General features: G+C 64.4%; 10 protein-coding genes. 6 read left to right on the top strand and 4 right to left on the bottom strand.

Features of this window, described 5'->3' with window-relative positions; translation table 11 throughout:
* The first annotated feature begins 246 nt into the window (after positions 1-246).
* From CFE35_RS05090 to CFE35_RS05110, 5 genes are all read left to right on the top strand, one after another.
* Positions 247-546, top strand: coding sequence for a DUF1153 domain-containing protein (locus CFE35_RS05090; RefSeq protein ID WP_147159651.1), 300 nt, complete (start codon positions 247-249; stop codon positions 544-546).
* A 341-nt stretch (positions 547-887) separates the two neighbouring features.
* Complete coding sequence (locus CFE35_RS05095) at positions 888-2,105, top strand: efflux RND transporter periplasmic adaptor subunit (RefSeq protein ID WP_292928877.1); 1,218 nt, start codon at positions 888-890, stop codon at positions 2,103-2,105.
* A 16-nt stretch (positions 2,106-2,121) separates the two neighbouring features.
* A complete protein-coding gene (locus tag CFE35_RS05100; RefSeq protein ID WP_292928576.1) occupies positions 2,122-5,301 on the top strand; it encodes an efflux RND transporter permease subunit in 3,180 nt (1,059 codons plus the stop codon).
* Between the two features lie 59 nt (positions 5,302-5,360).
* Positions 5,361-6,572, top strand: coding sequence for a DUF445 domain-containing protein (locus CFE35_RS05105; protein WP_292928879.1), 1,212 nt, complete (start codon positions 5,361-5,363; stop codon positions 6,570-6,572).
* Positions 6,569-7,090 (top strand): GNAT family N-acetyltransferase, encoded by a 522-nt coding sequence (locus CFE35_RS05110; protein WP_292928578.1) that lies wholly within the window; start codon positions 6,569-6,571, stop codon positions 7,088-7,090. The genes CFE35_RS05105 and CFE35_RS05110 overlap by 4 nt, the downstream gene beginning before the upstream one ends.
* Here the strand turns inward: CFE35_RS05110 and CFE35_RS05115 are convergent.
* The 4 genes from CFE35_RS05115 to CFE35_RS05130 form a co-directional block, all read right to left on the bottom strand.
* A complete protein-coding gene (locus tag CFE35_RS05115) occupies positions 7,087-7,893 on the bottom strand; it encodes a ferredoxin--NADP reductase (protein ID WP_292928580.1) in 807 nt (268 codons plus the stop codon). The genes CFE35_RS05110 and CFE35_RS05115 overlap by 4 nt on opposite strands.
* Before the next feature lie 122 nt (positions 7,894-8,015).
* Positions 8,016-9,698 carry a M28 family peptidase gene (locus CFE35_RS05120; protein WP_292928582.1) on the bottom strand — a complete coding sequence of 561 codons (1,683 nt, stop codon included), beginning with the start codon at positions 9,696-9,698 and terminating at the stop codon, positions 8,016-8,018.
* A 235-nt stretch (positions 9,699-9,933) separates the two neighbouring features.
* The gene (locus tag CFE35_RS05125; RefSeq protein ID WP_292928584.1) at positions 9,934-11,121 is read right to left on the bottom strand and encodes a serine hydrolase domain-containing protein; all 1,188 of its coding nucleotides are present in this window, start codon (positions 11,119-11,121) and stop codon (positions 9,934-9,936) included.
* A 79-nt stretch (positions 11,122-11,200) separates the two neighbouring features.
* The gene (locus tag CFE35_RS05130) at positions 11,201-12,649 is read right to left on the bottom strand and encodes a carotenoid oxygenase family protein (protein ID WP_292928586.1); all 1,449 of its coding nucleotides are present in this window, start codon (positions 12,647-12,649) and stop codon (positions 11,201-11,203) included.
* 45 nt (positions 12,650-12,694) lie between these two features.
* On the opposite strand from CFE35_RS05130, the gene CFE35_RS05135 reads away from it, so the two are divergent.
* Entirely contained in the window at positions 12,695-13,279 is a 585-nt protein-coding gene (locus CFE35_RS05135) for a TetR/AcrR family transcriptional regulator (protein WP_292928588.1), read from the top strand.
* Position 13,280 lies beyond the last annotated feature (1 nt).

Genomic DNA, 13,280 nt, shown 5'->3' on the forward strand with positions numbered 1-13,280 from the left:
TACTTGCCGAGGTGGGCCGAAGTCCGGGCACTGGTCGAAGTTCGGGGACAACAATCGGCGGATCTTCAGCGGATCGGGGGCATGTCTTCAGTTTTCATGAATCCGCTGCAACGTTGCTCAGGAGCGTTGAAGCGGAAGCTGAAGGGCTCGTTAACCTCGCCTCTTCAGCGAATGGAAATGACGCGGAAGGCACAAAGGAATTCGTTCCTAACGCCGCCCTGCAATGTCGACCAGACGAGAATAGTCATGATTGAGAACCAGAAAATCAAGCCGTCGCAAGTCATTGGCCCGCTCGGCGAGCCGCTGACACTGGATAGCCTCCCGCCCCCGTCGACTACCCGCTGGGTCGTGCGCCGCAAGGCCGAGGTGGTGGCTGCCGTTAACGGCGGTCTGCTCACGATCGACGAAGTTTGCGAACGCTATAGTCTGACGCTCGAGGAATTCGCTTCCTGGCAGCGCGCGGTCGATCGTTCGGGCATGCAGGGCCTTCGCGTGACACGCATCCAGCATTACCGCGATCTTTACGAGCGCCAACTCAAGTTCTGATTGCCCGGCAATTTGCCCGGGTCTGCCGGAACAAAGTTCTCGCAATGGCCGCCCCGATCATCGGGGCGGCCATTCGTGCTTGAATGCCCCAAAAGGCGCGTGCCTCGCGGGGCTAGCGGTGGCATCCAAGCCACGCTCGACGCAATTGTTCATGCGCTTTGTCGAGCCGTAATTGTCACTGGTCGGATGCGGCGCTATGAAATCGCTCGCGTGCGGCATGAACGAGGCTCCCCGCGCTTGCGGGAAGTGATATAGGCAGATAATACACTTCCGTCAGGGATGGGAACCATTTCCTGCGACGACACTACGGCGCCCGACCGGGACTAAGGCACGTGAACGACATGAATTACGAATCGACGATCAAGACCGGGCTGCAGCCTGCCCTCGACCCCATTGCGGGCGAAGGAGAGTTCGGCGCGCACGGAACCGGCCGCGGCCGGATGATCATCGTTGGCGCGGTCATCGCCCTCGCGCTCGGCCTTGCCTGGTTCTTCATGCATCGCGCACCCGCTGCGACTGATGAGGCTTCGGCGCGCAATGCGCAGGCCCAGTCGGTCAGCGTGGTCACGCCGGGCCGTACCAGCGTGACGGGCACCATCACCGCAAGCGGCACTATCGCCGCCCGCCGTGAAATGCCGGTCGGTATCGCCGGTGAGGGCGGTCAGGTCGTCAGTGTCCTCGTCGACGCAGGCGATTGGGTACGTGCGGGGCAGGTCCTCGCCGTTGTCGATCGCTCGGTGCAGGTGCAACAGATTGCGGGCCAGGCCGCCAATATCGAAGTGCAACGCGCCAACGCGCGGATCGCGCAGGCCAATCTCGATCGTGCGCTCAAGCTGGTCGAGCGCGGTTTCATCTCAAAGGCGGACGTTGATCGCCTGATTGCAACGCGCGATGCAGCGGCCGGGCAAGTGCGTGTTGCTGCGGCCCAGCTTGAACAACTGCGTGCCAGTAGCGCCCGCCTCAATATTGTCGCTCCGGCGGCCGGCCTTGTGCTCACGCGCGGGGTAGAGCCCGGCCAGATCGTCAGCCCCGGCAGCGGCGTGCTGTTCCGCATCGCCAAGGAAGGCCAGCTTGAAATGCAGGCGCGGCTTGCCGAAAACGATCTGGCGCGTCTGACCGTCGGTCAGTCGGCGGACGTCACGCCGGTCGGGACCAGCAAGCCCTTCACAGGGCAGATCTGGCAGCTGTCTCCCACGATTGATGCGCAGACCCGCGAAGGGGTCGCCCGGATCGCGCTTGCCTATGATCCCGCGCTGCGCCCGGGCGGCTTCGCCAGCACGCAGATCCGCAGCGGGGCGGTGACAGCGCCGATCCTTCCGGAATCAGCGATCCTTTCTGATCAGCAAGGCACATTCGTCTACGTCGTCGGCGATCGCAACAAAGTCTCCCGCCGCGCGGTCAAGACCGGTGACGTCACGGCGCAGGGCATTGTGGTGATGGACGGCCTTTCCGGTACTGAAAAGGTGGTCATGCGGGCCGGCGGGTTCCTGAACCCGGGTGACGTGGTGCGGCCGGTGACAGCTGCGCCGACACCGCCCGCCGCCCGCCGCGGCGCGTGAGCGGCGAGCGGCATTCATGAACTTCCGCAACATCTCCGCCTGGTCGATCCGCAACCCCGTGGTGCCGATCGTCATGTTCCTCGGCCTGACCCTGGCTGGGATCGTGGCGTTCTTGGGCATGAAGGTGCAGGACCAGCCGGACATCGAATTTCCGCTCGTCATCGTCACGATTTCCCAGCCGGGCGCTGCTCCGACCGAGATCGAAAACCAGATTACCCAGCGCATCGAATCTGCTGTCCGCACGATTGCCGGGGTCGATACGCTGACTTCGACGGCGACCGAAGGGTCCAGCCAGACGATGGTCCAGTTCGCCATCGGCACGGATATCAACGCCGCGGTGAACGAGGTGAAGAACGCCGTCGATCAGGTGCGCGGCGATCTTCCTGACGGCATCCTCGAGCCACAGGTCATCAAGGCACAAACCTCGTCCGAGGCGATTGCCTACTTCGCGGTCTCCGCCGACGACATGACCATCGAGCAGCTTTCGTGGTTCATCGATGATACGGTGCGCAAGCGCCTGCTTTCGGTTCCGGGCATGGCCGAAGTCGAACGCAATGGCGGCGTGAACCGCGAGATCGCGGTGACGCTCGATCCCATGCGGATGAAGGCGCAGGGCGTCACTGCCACCCAGATCAACGCGGCGCTGCGACAGGTCAATCTCAACGCGGCTGGCGGCAAGGCCGAAGTGGCCGGATCGCGCCAAGCCGTGCGCGTGCTGGGCAATGCCGCCAGCGCGTTCGAGCTTTCCCGCACGCAAGTGGGCCTATCAGGCGGGCGCACCATCCGCCTATCGGATGTCGCCGATGTTCGTGACAGCTTCAGCGAGATTACCTCGATCGCCAAGAACAATGGCAAGCCGGTGGTCACCTTCAGCATCGCCCGCGCCCGCGGCGAATCCGATGTCAGTGTTTTCGACGAGACCGTGAAGGAACTCGCGAAGATCGAGAAGGAACAGGGCGGCCGGGTGCACTTCATCCAGCTTTTCTCGAGCGTCGGCTACACCAAGGACCAATACAAGTCCTCGATGTCGGCGATGGTCGAAGGCGCGGTGCTTGCGGTCATCGTGGTGTTCTTCTTCCTTCGCGATTGGCGCGCGACGATCGTTTCGGCGATCGCCATCCCGCTTTCGTCGATCCCCACGTTCTGGTTGATGAGCCTGATTGGCTTCACCCTGAACACGATGTCGCTGCTCGCGCTCGGTCTTGTTGCCGGTGTGCTGGTCGACGATGCGATCGTGGAAATCGAAAACATCGTGCGGCACATGCGCATGGGCAAATCGGCCTATCAGGCCGCAATTGACGCTGCGGACGAGATCGGTCTCGCAGTGGTCGCGACGACCTTCTCGATTGTCGCAGTGTTCCTTCCGGTCGCGCTCATGCCGGGCGTCTCGGGTCAGTTCTTCAAGAACTTCGGCCTCACCGTGGTGATCTCGGTGATGTTCTCGCTGCTCGTCGCGCGCATGATCACGCCGATGATCGCAGCCTATTTCCTGCAAGCGCATGGCGAGGCTGAACACGGCAATGGCCCGTGGATGCAGCGCTACATGAAGGTGCTCACATGGTCCCTCGATACGGGGGCGGTGGCCGCTTATCAGGAACGCTTCCCGCGCCGCTGGTTCCGCGCGCGGCTGCGCGATCATCGCCTGTGGATGATGGGCGTGGCTGTCGGTGCACTCGCGTTCACGGGGTTGCTGTTCGTCCTCATTCCTTCGCAGTTCTTCCCGGAAACGGATGGCGATTTCAGCCGTATCACGATCGAGATGGTGCCTGGTACCACGATCGAGCAGACCGAGCGCAAGGTCGACGAAGTCTTGGCGCTGGTGAAGGACGAGCCGGAAATTGACGTCGCTCTCGAGCGCATCAACGAAGGCAATGGCCGCGTCTTCATGGAACTGAAGCGGGATCGCACGCGATCCAGCATCGAGTTCGAGCGGGCGATAACCCCGCGCCTGCAGAAGGTGGCCGATGCCCGCGTCAGCTTCATGAACCAGAACGGGGGCGGCCCCGGTGGTGGTTCGGGGCGCGCCATCAGCGTGATGCTCTCCGGTTCCGATCCTGATCTCCTCCAGAAGACCGCGCAAACGCTGGTTGAACAGATGAGTGGGCTCAAGGAAGTGGTCGCGCCGCGGATCAGCGCCGATTTGCGTCGTCCGGAAATCGTGATCACGCCGCACCTTGATCTTGCCGCCTCGCTTGGCGTGACCACGCAGCAACTCAGCCAGGTCATCCGCATCGCAACGCAAGGCGAGATCGACCAGAACAGTGCCAAGTTCTCGTTGTCCGATCGCCAGGTGCCGATCCGGGTCAAGCTACCCGTTGCGTCCCGCCGTGATCTCTCAACCCTGCAGAACCTCCCGGTCCCGACCGTTTCGGGCGGCTCGGTTCCGCTTTCGCGCGTGGCCTCGATAGGGTTCGGCTCGGGTCCGACCAGCATCCAGCGCTACAACCAGAACCGCCGCGTGTTCATCGGCGCGGATCTGCCGCCGGGCGTGGTCAAGGGCACGGCCGATGCCGCGATCAAGGCCCTGCCGATCATGAAGAACTTGCCGCAGGGCGTGTCCAATGCCGCGGCTGGCGAAGATCGCTGGCAGCAGGAAATGCTCACCAACTTCATGGTCGCGCTGGCGGCCGGCGTGCTGCTGGTCTTCTCCGTGCTGGTCCTGCTCTACCGCCGGTTTATCTCGCCCCTCGTCAACATGGGCTCGCTGTTCCTCGCGCCCCTTGGCGGCCTGCTCCTGCTGCTCGCCACGGGGCAGGCGCTATCGCTTCCGGTGTTCATCGGTGTGCTGATGCTGTTCGGTATCGTCGCCAAGAACTCGATTCTGCTGATCGACTTCGCGATCGAGGAAATGTCCAAGGGCACGCCTAAGCTGGAGGCCATTATCGAGGCTGGCCACAAGCGCGCCCAGCCGATTGTGATGACCACCGTGGCGATGATCGCGGGCATGATACCAACCGCGGTCTCGCTCGGCGGCGATGCGGGCTGGCGTGCGCCGATGGGCATCGTGGTGATCGGCGGGCTGGCACTGTCGACCTTGCTGACACTGCTGCTCGTGCCTGCAGGGTTCAGCCTTGCCGATGGCCTCGAAAAGCGGGTCGGCCCGTGGATCGGCCGCCGCGTGTTGTCCTACGACCCGAAGGAAGCTGCGCGTGAGCAGCGCGCGCACGCGTCCGGCGAGGCTTTCCCGGCGGAGTGACCGCGACGCCAAGCGTTTCGTCCGCCATCACAGGGCGCATGGCCGATCCTGCCCGCCGGATGCGTTTCTTCGCCGCCGCGCTGCTCCTGCTCATGGCCGTGCTGTTCCTCGCGGCACGGCAGCTTGAATATCAGCACGCTGGCTGGGGCTTTCTGCGCGCATTTGCCGAAGCGGCGATGGTGGGCGGACTGGCAGATTGGTTTGCCGTTACGGCCCTGTTCCGGCGCCCCCTTGGCCTGCCGATCCCGCACACCGCGATCATCCCTGAAAACAAGGATCGCATTGCCGATTCGATGGCGGCGTTCCTGCGCACGAATTTCCTCACGCCGCCGGTCGTGGCCCGCCGTTTGCGGAGCCTCAACGCCGCCAATGCGGCTGGCCAGTATCTCGCCAATCCGCGCCCCGGAGAAAGCCGGCTAGGGGCGGGCGCGGCCAGCCTGATCGCCGACGTGCTTGAGTCGCTCGATCAGGAGAAGCTTGGCGGCATGGCCAAGGCGGCGCTGCGCAGCCGGATCGAACGCCTCACGCTCGCGCCGCTGCTCGGCAACCTGCTTGCCGCGATGATTGCGGAAGGCCGACACATGCCGCTGATCGAGGCGCTGATCCGCCGCTCCGCCGAAGCGCTGGAAGCGAACGAGGATCTCGTCCGCCGTATGATCCATGACAAGGCGAGCACGGTCATGCGCTGGACCGGGCTCGACGAGCGGCTGGCCAACGGCATTCTCGACGGGCTGTACAAGCTCCTCGCCGAAACCGTGGTGATCGAAGATCATCCGCTGCGCCGCAAGATCGAGGAAAGCCTCGCCGCACTTGCACAGGCGCTGGTTCATGATCCCGCCATGCATGCCAGAGTGGAGGCGATGAAGCGGGATGTGCTGGCAAACCCTGCCTTTGCCGCCTGGCTCGATGGCTTGTGGGAGCACGGCAGGGCGCAATTGCTTGCGGCCGTGCGCTCTGGCGGCCTGAGCGCTGAAGGCGGTGACAGGATCGGCGCGTCGCTGGCCGAGCTTGGGCGCGCGCTGCAGCAGGATGGGCGTTTGAAAGTGCTCGTCAACCGCTTTGCCCGGCGCACGCTGGTGGGCGTCGTGACACGCTATGGCGGCGAGATTGTGCGGCTGGTTTCGGAGACTGTGCGCCGGTGGGATGCCCGCACCGTGACCGACCGCATCGAAGGGGCGGTCGGGCGCGATCTTCAGTTCATCCGGATCAACGGCACCCTGGTGGGCGGGCTTGTCGGCGTGGCGATCCACGCGGTAGATGTTGCGCTATGACAGGACCAGAATTCTCGACCGGTCGCCTCGACATGTGGCGACCCGCCCCGCGTGATCACGCAGGCCTCGTTGATTTGCTGGCGGATGACGAGGTGCGCCGCCACCTTGGCAATCGCCCGACCGGTGCGGCCGAGGAGTTCAACCGGCTGTGCCGCAATGCCGGTTCGTGGGCCTTGTTCGGCTATGGCATCTTCACCTGCCGCGCGCGCGGAACGGACGAGGTGCTGGGCATTTGCGGGGTGTTCCATTCCTGGCGCGGCTTTGGCGAAGGCTTTGATGATACGCCCGAAATCGGGTGGATCTTTGCCCGCAAGACGTGGGGCCAAGGGCTGGCGAGCGAAGCGGCCCGGGCCTCGCTCACGTGGTTCGATGCTGCCTTTCCCGGCCGGCGCGTGGCCTGCATGATCAACGATACCAACCTGCCTTCACTCGCGGTGGCCGCCAAGATGGGTTTCGTGCGCTACGGCGTGCACGATGATGAGGACACCACGTTGATCCTGCTGGAGCGATCCGCCTAGCCGACGAAGGCGCGTTCGATCACGTATTCGCCGGGGTGCGAGTTGGCGCCTTCGGTGAAGCCGAAGCCCTCCAGCATTGCGGCGACTTCCTTGATCATCGTCATCGAACCGCACAGCATGACGCGGTCGTGCACCGGGTCGAAGGCCTTGGGATCGCCCAGCGAGCCCTGAAACAGAGTCCCGCCGAGCATCAGGCCTTCGATCCGCTTGCTGGTGTGGAACGGTTCGCGCGTGACGGTCGGGATATAAGTCAGTCGCTCGGCTGCGTATTCGCCCACCAGCGGATCATCCGCCAGCCTGGCTTCCAGCATATCGCGATACGCAAGATCGGAGACGCCGCGCACTGAATGGACCACGGCGATCTGCTCAAAGCGGTCGTAGATATCGGGATCGCGGATCAACGACATCCACGGCGCAAGGCCCGTGCCCGTGCCAAGGAGGAACAGCCGGCGACCCGGCAGCAGTGCATCGGCCACCAGCGTGCCGGTGGGCTTGCGGCCGAGGTAGATGTGATCGCCTTCCTTGATCTTTTGCAGGCGCGAGGTCAGCGGGCCGTCCGGCACCTTGATCGACAGGAACTCCAGCACTTCATCGTAGGCGGGGGACGCCATCGAATAGGCGCGCAGCAGCGGCTTGCCGTTATCACCCATCAGCCCGATCATCACGAATTCGCCTGAGCGGAAGCGGAAGCTTGGCGGGCGGGTGATCGTGAACGAGAAGAGAAAATCGTTCCAGTGGCGCACCGAGACGACCGTCTCGACCGAAAGGCTGCCAGTGGGTTCAAGGGGGAATTGGTCGGGCATTGGGCGGCCCTCCATTGCGGGCAGCGGCGCTGCCGGATGAGTGACAATCCGTCTTTACAAAAAGACTGTCAAATTTATTTCACACCTTGCCGAAGCAGGAAGTGCGAGGCGGATACGGGAGATCAGTGGCCTGCCGGATCGGAGACGAAGGCTGGAGGCGCGGCCTCGCTGGCGAAGCGCCAGGCGGAAAGATAGGCCAGTTTCACGATCTTCGTCATCTTGGGATAGTTGATCCGGTCGGCGGTGTCGGTGGTGTGGTGGTAATCGGGATGGAAGCCGGTGTTGAACCACATCGCCGGTACGTCCTTCAGAACGAAGGGAAACTGATCGCTGCGGAAGAACACGTTGAGCGCGTTCTCGTGGTCGAACCGGTCATCGAGATCGAGCCCTACGCTGCGGTTGGCGGCGCGCACGGTGCGGTCGAAATCGGGGCTGTAGCTCGCGCCGATGAGGTTGAGGCGGTTGGTCGTGGCGCTGGGAAGCTCGATCAGGCCCGTGGTCTGGTCGCTCGGCGCCTCGTTGCGGCCGATCATGTCGAAATTGATCATCGCGCGAGTCGTGCCGAGCGGGCGCAGCGGGTGCATCGCCATGGCGTAGCTGCCGAGCAGGCCGCGTTCCTCGGCCGCGAAGACGGCGAACAGGATCGAACGCTTTGGCTTTACGGGATTGGCCATGAAGGCGCGGGCCAGCGCGACGACGCCTACCGTTCCCGAACCGTTGTCATCCGCGCCGTGCCAGATTTCGTTTCCGCCGGTGTCCAGCGTGCTGCCATCGTGATCGTGGTGCGCGCTGATGATCACTGTTTCGGGGGCGAGGGCGGGGTCCGAGCCGGGGAGCAGGCCGACGACATTGGCGGACATGCCCCGGCGGCGCGCGGTGTTCTCAAGATGGAGCGCGACCGTCGTTTCGCCCAGCGGACGGGACTGCGGGGCAAGCGGCCCGTCGATTGCGGCCTGCAGCGCCTGCGGGGTCATCCCGGCCTTGGCGAGCAGAGCGGTGCCGACGGCATCCGATACGGTGAGCACCGGAATGCGCAGTTCGTCATCGAGCAGGGCCTGACCGGGAAGCGGGGGCACGCGCCGGGCGCTGCCGCCGATGCGGTTGTAGCGCTCAAGGTTCGAGGGATGCTTGCGGTTCGGCTCGGCCATGACGAGCACGGCAAGCGCGCCGCGCGCCTGCGCGTTCAGCGCCTTGACCCGGTTGGTGGCATGGCGGGTGTTGCCGGTGCCGCCAAAGCGCGAGGCGGGATCGTTTTCCTGCGGCTCATGCTCGAACACGAGGACGATCTTCCCGCGAACGTCGAGAGACTTGTAATCGTCGTAACCGACGCCGGGGGCGGTCACGCCGTAGCCCGCGAAGACGAGCGGCCCGGACAGATCGACATCGTCGCGGTAGCCGCCGAGGACATCGGGCGCTTTCCAGCTTTGCTCGGCCATGCCGATGCGCAAGGTGAGGGCATTGGCGGCCGGGTTGGGGCGGTACTCGACGAGCGGCACCGCCTGATACCAGCTCGGTGCGCCGTTGGCGTCCTTCGCCGCAGGCTGGAGGCCCGCCTTGGCGAATTCGGCTGCGATCCACTGGACGGCAGCGTCATCGCCGGGCTGGAGCGACATGCGCCCCTGCAGCGCATCGGAGGCGATGAAGGTGAGGTCGGCACGCAGGTCTGTTTCGAGTATCCTGTCGTAGCCGGTTGCTTGCGCTGCAGGCACAGGCGCGAGCCCGCCATCGGCGGCGCGCGCAATACCGGAAGCCGTGCCGGAAAGCGCCAGAAACCCGAGTGCAGCGCTCCATGCCGCTTTGCGCATAGCCGTTCCCCCCAAACAGACGATGAGACGTATGGGCCAGCCGGCCGCCTTGTCCATTGGCCCTTGGGGGAGTCGCGCCGAATTCAGGTCAGGTTGGCACAGTTGACACAGTCCAGAGGGAAAACTCCAGGCCCTTCCCGCGCGGCCTGCAAACCGGCGGACTCGGATGCCGAGAGTGGCTGTCGGGGCCATGCACCTGGCATACCCCGGTCCGCCGCCTGTAGGACAGCGCCGATCAATTCCCCGCGTCGATCAGTGCCTGCACGCGGTGGTAGAATGCCTCGCGCGCATCGCCTTCGGGGCCCTTGGTCGCGCGGGTCCAATCGGCATTGCTGGCGATCACCAGCCGCCGCTTGGGATCGATGAAAATGCCCTGCCCGAAGATGCCCTGCGCAGCGACCGAGCCATCGTCATAGGTCCACCACTGGTAGCCATAGCCTTTGCCCGGCTCGCCGATATCCTTCTGCTTGTGGATGGCCGCAGTAAACCAGTCCTGCGGCACGATCTGCTGTCCGCCTGCGTTCCCGTTGGCCAGCACAAACAGGCCCATCCGCGCGAAATCGCGGGTCGCGGCCTGAAGGCAGCAGCCAGCGATCTCGTGTCCGGTCTTGCCGAGCAGCCATGTCGCCTGCGCTTCCATCCCGGCGGGCTTCCAGATCTTCTCTTCGAGATATTGCGACAGCGGCTTCTTCGTGGCCGAGGAGACGAGCACGCCGATGAGGTTGGTCTCGCCCGTGTTGTAGTGCCACACGGTGCCGGGCGGATGCGCGCGGGGCAGTTTCCTCATGTAGCTCACGGTCGCGTCCATGCCATTTTCGGGCTCGGCGTTGTTGAACATCGCAACATCGGCCTTGGGGTCTTCGTAATCCTCGTTCCAGCGCACGCCCGAGCTCATGGTGAGGAGCTGCGCCACGCTGACGTCATCGTAGGCGGAACCTTTGAGATCCGGGATGTACTGGCTGACCTTGTCGTCGAGGCTCTTGATATAGCCGTCCTTGATCGCCGCGCCGACGAGGGTGGAGGTGAAGGATTTTGCCACAGAGAAGCTGGTCCAGCGGCCCTTGGCATCGAAGCCGAGGCCGTAGCGTTCGAGCCGGATCTTGCCATCCTGCACGATCACCAGCCCTGCGGCGCGCTGGCTGGCCATGTAGCCTTCGACGCCCGGCACGGTCAGGGGTTTCCCCGCTGGCAGCGGCAAGGGCTTGTCCGATGGGGCAATGGTGTGCGCTTGTGCCAGAACCGGCAGGCGGTCCATCGCGCGGAAGGCGGCATCGCGCTGCGGGATCGTCCACATCAGCACATCGCGGTTGGTGGGCATGGCCGCCAACAGCCCGCGCGTTTCCGCATCGAGGCTGCCATACCAGCCGAGCCCGCCCAAACCTGCGAGAGCCACCAACCCCAGACCGATTGTCCGCTTGCGCATGCCTTCCCCTCTTTATGCTATGCTTTGAGGGGGAAGCTAGCGATCCGGGGGCGGCTGTCCAGTGGGCTGTCGTCTGGCGTCAGTCCGCCAGCCAGTTGCCGTGAAAGCCGGGTGGAATGCGGCAGGGAATATGGACAATCGCGATGGGCGCACCCGCGATATCCTGGGCATCGAGAATGACAAGATCGGTGGTGCCGCTCGCCGTATCGATCACATAGCCCATCAGCCAGCCATCGCCTTCGGGCGCTTGCGCGCCGCGCGGCACGAACACGAATTCACCCGGAACCTTCCCGGGGCCGAAATCACGCTCGGTGCGCGCGCCGGTGTGCAGATCGAACGCGAAGATCGGGGCGTGGCCGATGAAGTTGTCCGGATCCTGCGTGGCAAGGCCCATCGACCAGGCATAGCGATAGGGCTGGCCGAAGAAGCGTTCGTCCGGGCGGGGGAATTCCTGCGGGGTGGCGTCGATGGTCTTGCGGCTGACCTTGCAGGTCGTGGGATCGATCGTCCAGCGCTCAAGGCCCAGCGGCTTTCCGGCGGGGCCATCGACACCGCCGCCTTGTCCGGGCTCGAACATGGTTTCATAGGCGCACAGATCGACCACGACCGTGCCGTCCTCCGCTTCGTAGCTGTTGGCGACATGGAAGACGTAGAGCGGATCGACCTCGCACCAGATGATATCCTCCGCGCTGCCATCCTTCGGCAGCAGGCCGACGCGGGCCTTGTGTTCGGGGTTCCAGCGATAGGGGAAGGTCGCGCCGCCGATCACCGCGCTCATCGAGAACGTCACCGGCAGATCGAACACCAGCACATGGTTGGCGGTGATGCTGCATTCGTGGATCGAGGGGCCGTGCTCGACCGGGATCACCACTTCGCGCGTCACTTTGCCTTCCGGCGAGATGCGCACGTACCAGACTTTGTCCTGCACGGTGCCGGCATAGGTGATCGCATGAAGCTCGCCGGTCAGCGGGTCTTCGTGCGGGTGGGCGGTGAAGGGCACGCGCAGGGTGCCTTCGAGATCGGAGTAGGTGATGCTTTCCAGCTCGTGCGTCAGTTCGACCGGGAAGCTTCCGGCCTCTACCAGCGCGTACGTCTTGCCGCGATGCTGGATGATGTTGGTGTTGACCGTATCGAAGTCTGCCGAGAGCCGCGGGCCGGGCGCGGCGGCGGGGCCGCCCGCGGCTTCGAGGGTGCGCGAGCGGATGTAGCGGTTGCGATACCATTCGGCCTTGCCGTGCTTGAGGCAGACGCCGTGGACCATGCCATCCCCCACGAACCAGTGATGGCCGCGCGGATCGGGCCGGAACGGGTTGGGACCGATGCGCACGTAGCGGCCCGAGAGTTCGGGCGGGATCGTGCCGGTCACGGTGAGGTCGGTGATTGTCCGTTCTTCCGTGACGGGGGTGTGGAGGCCCGAGAGGAAGGCATGGGGCCGATCTGATGACTGGCGCTTGCGATTGAAGGCGGCGACGGTTTCGACGCCTTTCGTGACCACGCTGCGGATGGTGGTTTCGACGATGCTTGCCACGTCACGGAACTCCCTTTAGATGTTTATGCTGTAAACATATAGGCAATGGTAACAGTGTCAACATCGAATGTGGATCAGCGCGCCTATCACCATGGCGATTTGCGGGCCGCGCTTGTCGCGGCGGGGCTGCACGCGCTGGAAAGCACCGATATTTCCGATATTTCGCTGCGCGGATTGGCGCGTGAGGTGGGGGTTTCCGCCACGGCAGTCTATCGCCATTTCCCAGACAAGCGGGCGCTTCTGGGGGCGATGGCGCAGGCGGGGCTGGCCATGCTGGGCCAGATGCAGCAGCAGGCAGCGCAGGCAGGCGGGGACAAGGCATTCTCGGCAACGGGCCGCGCCTATGTGCGATTCGCGCTGGCGAACCCGAGCCTGTTTCGCCTTGTCTTCACGCATTGCGAACTGCGCGGGGATGGCCTGCCAGAGGGCAATCTTGCGGCCGACATGCTGCTGGGAAGCGCGGCGAAATTCACCGGCGGCGACAAGGCCGAAGCGCGCCGCTTTGCCCTGCAGGCCTGGGCGCTGGTCCACGGGCTGGCGATGCTGATGCTGGATGGCCAGCTGCCCGCCGATGAAGCGCTGATCGATCAGGTGATCGATGGGCGTTCGATGTGGGGCAAGCCGTCCTGAC

The organism is Novosphingobium sp. PASSN1, from assembly GCF_002278815.1.

What these genes read in the sequence shown, in the direction of transcription:
- CFE35_RS05090 (WP_147159651.1), top strand. Translation starts at nt 247, where the DNA reads ATGATTGAGAACCAGAAAATCAAGCCGTCGCAAGTCATTGGCCCGCTC.
- CFE35_RS05095 (WP_292928877.1), top strand. Translation starts at nt 888, where the DNA reads ATGAATTACGAATCGACGATCAAGACCGGGCTGCAGCCTGCCCTCGAC.
- CFE35_RS05100 (WP_292928576.1), top strand. Translation starts at nt 2,122, where the DNA reads ATGAACTTCCGCAACATCTCCGCCTGGTCGATCCGCAACCCCGTGGTG.
- CFE35_RS05105 (WP_292928879.1), top strand. Translation starts at nt 5,361, where the DNA reads ATGCGTTTCTTCGCCGCCGCGCTGCTCCTGCTCATGGCCGTGCTGTTC.
- CFE35_RS05110 (WP_292928578.1), top strand. Translation starts at nt 6,569, where the DNA reads ATGACAGGACCAGAATTCTCGACCGGTCGCCTCGACATGTGGCGACCC.
- CFE35_RS05115 (WP_292928580.1), bottom strand. Translation starts at nt 7,893, where the DNA reads ATGCCCGACCAATTCCCCCTTGAACCCACTGGCAGCCTTTCGGTCGAG.
- CFE35_RS05120 (WP_292928582.1), bottom strand. Translation starts at nt 9,698, where the DNA reads ATGCGCAAAGCGGCATGGAGCGCTGCACTCGGGTTTCTGGCGCTTTCC.
- CFE35_RS05125 (WP_292928584.1), bottom strand. Translation starts at nt 11,121, where the DNA reads ATGCGCAAGCGGACAATCGGTCTGGGGTTGGTGGCTCTCGCAGGTTTG.
- CFE35_RS05135 (WP_292928588.1), top strand. Translation starts at nt 12,695, where the DNA reads ATGGTAACAGTGTCAACATCGAATGTGGATCAGCGCGCCTATCACCAT.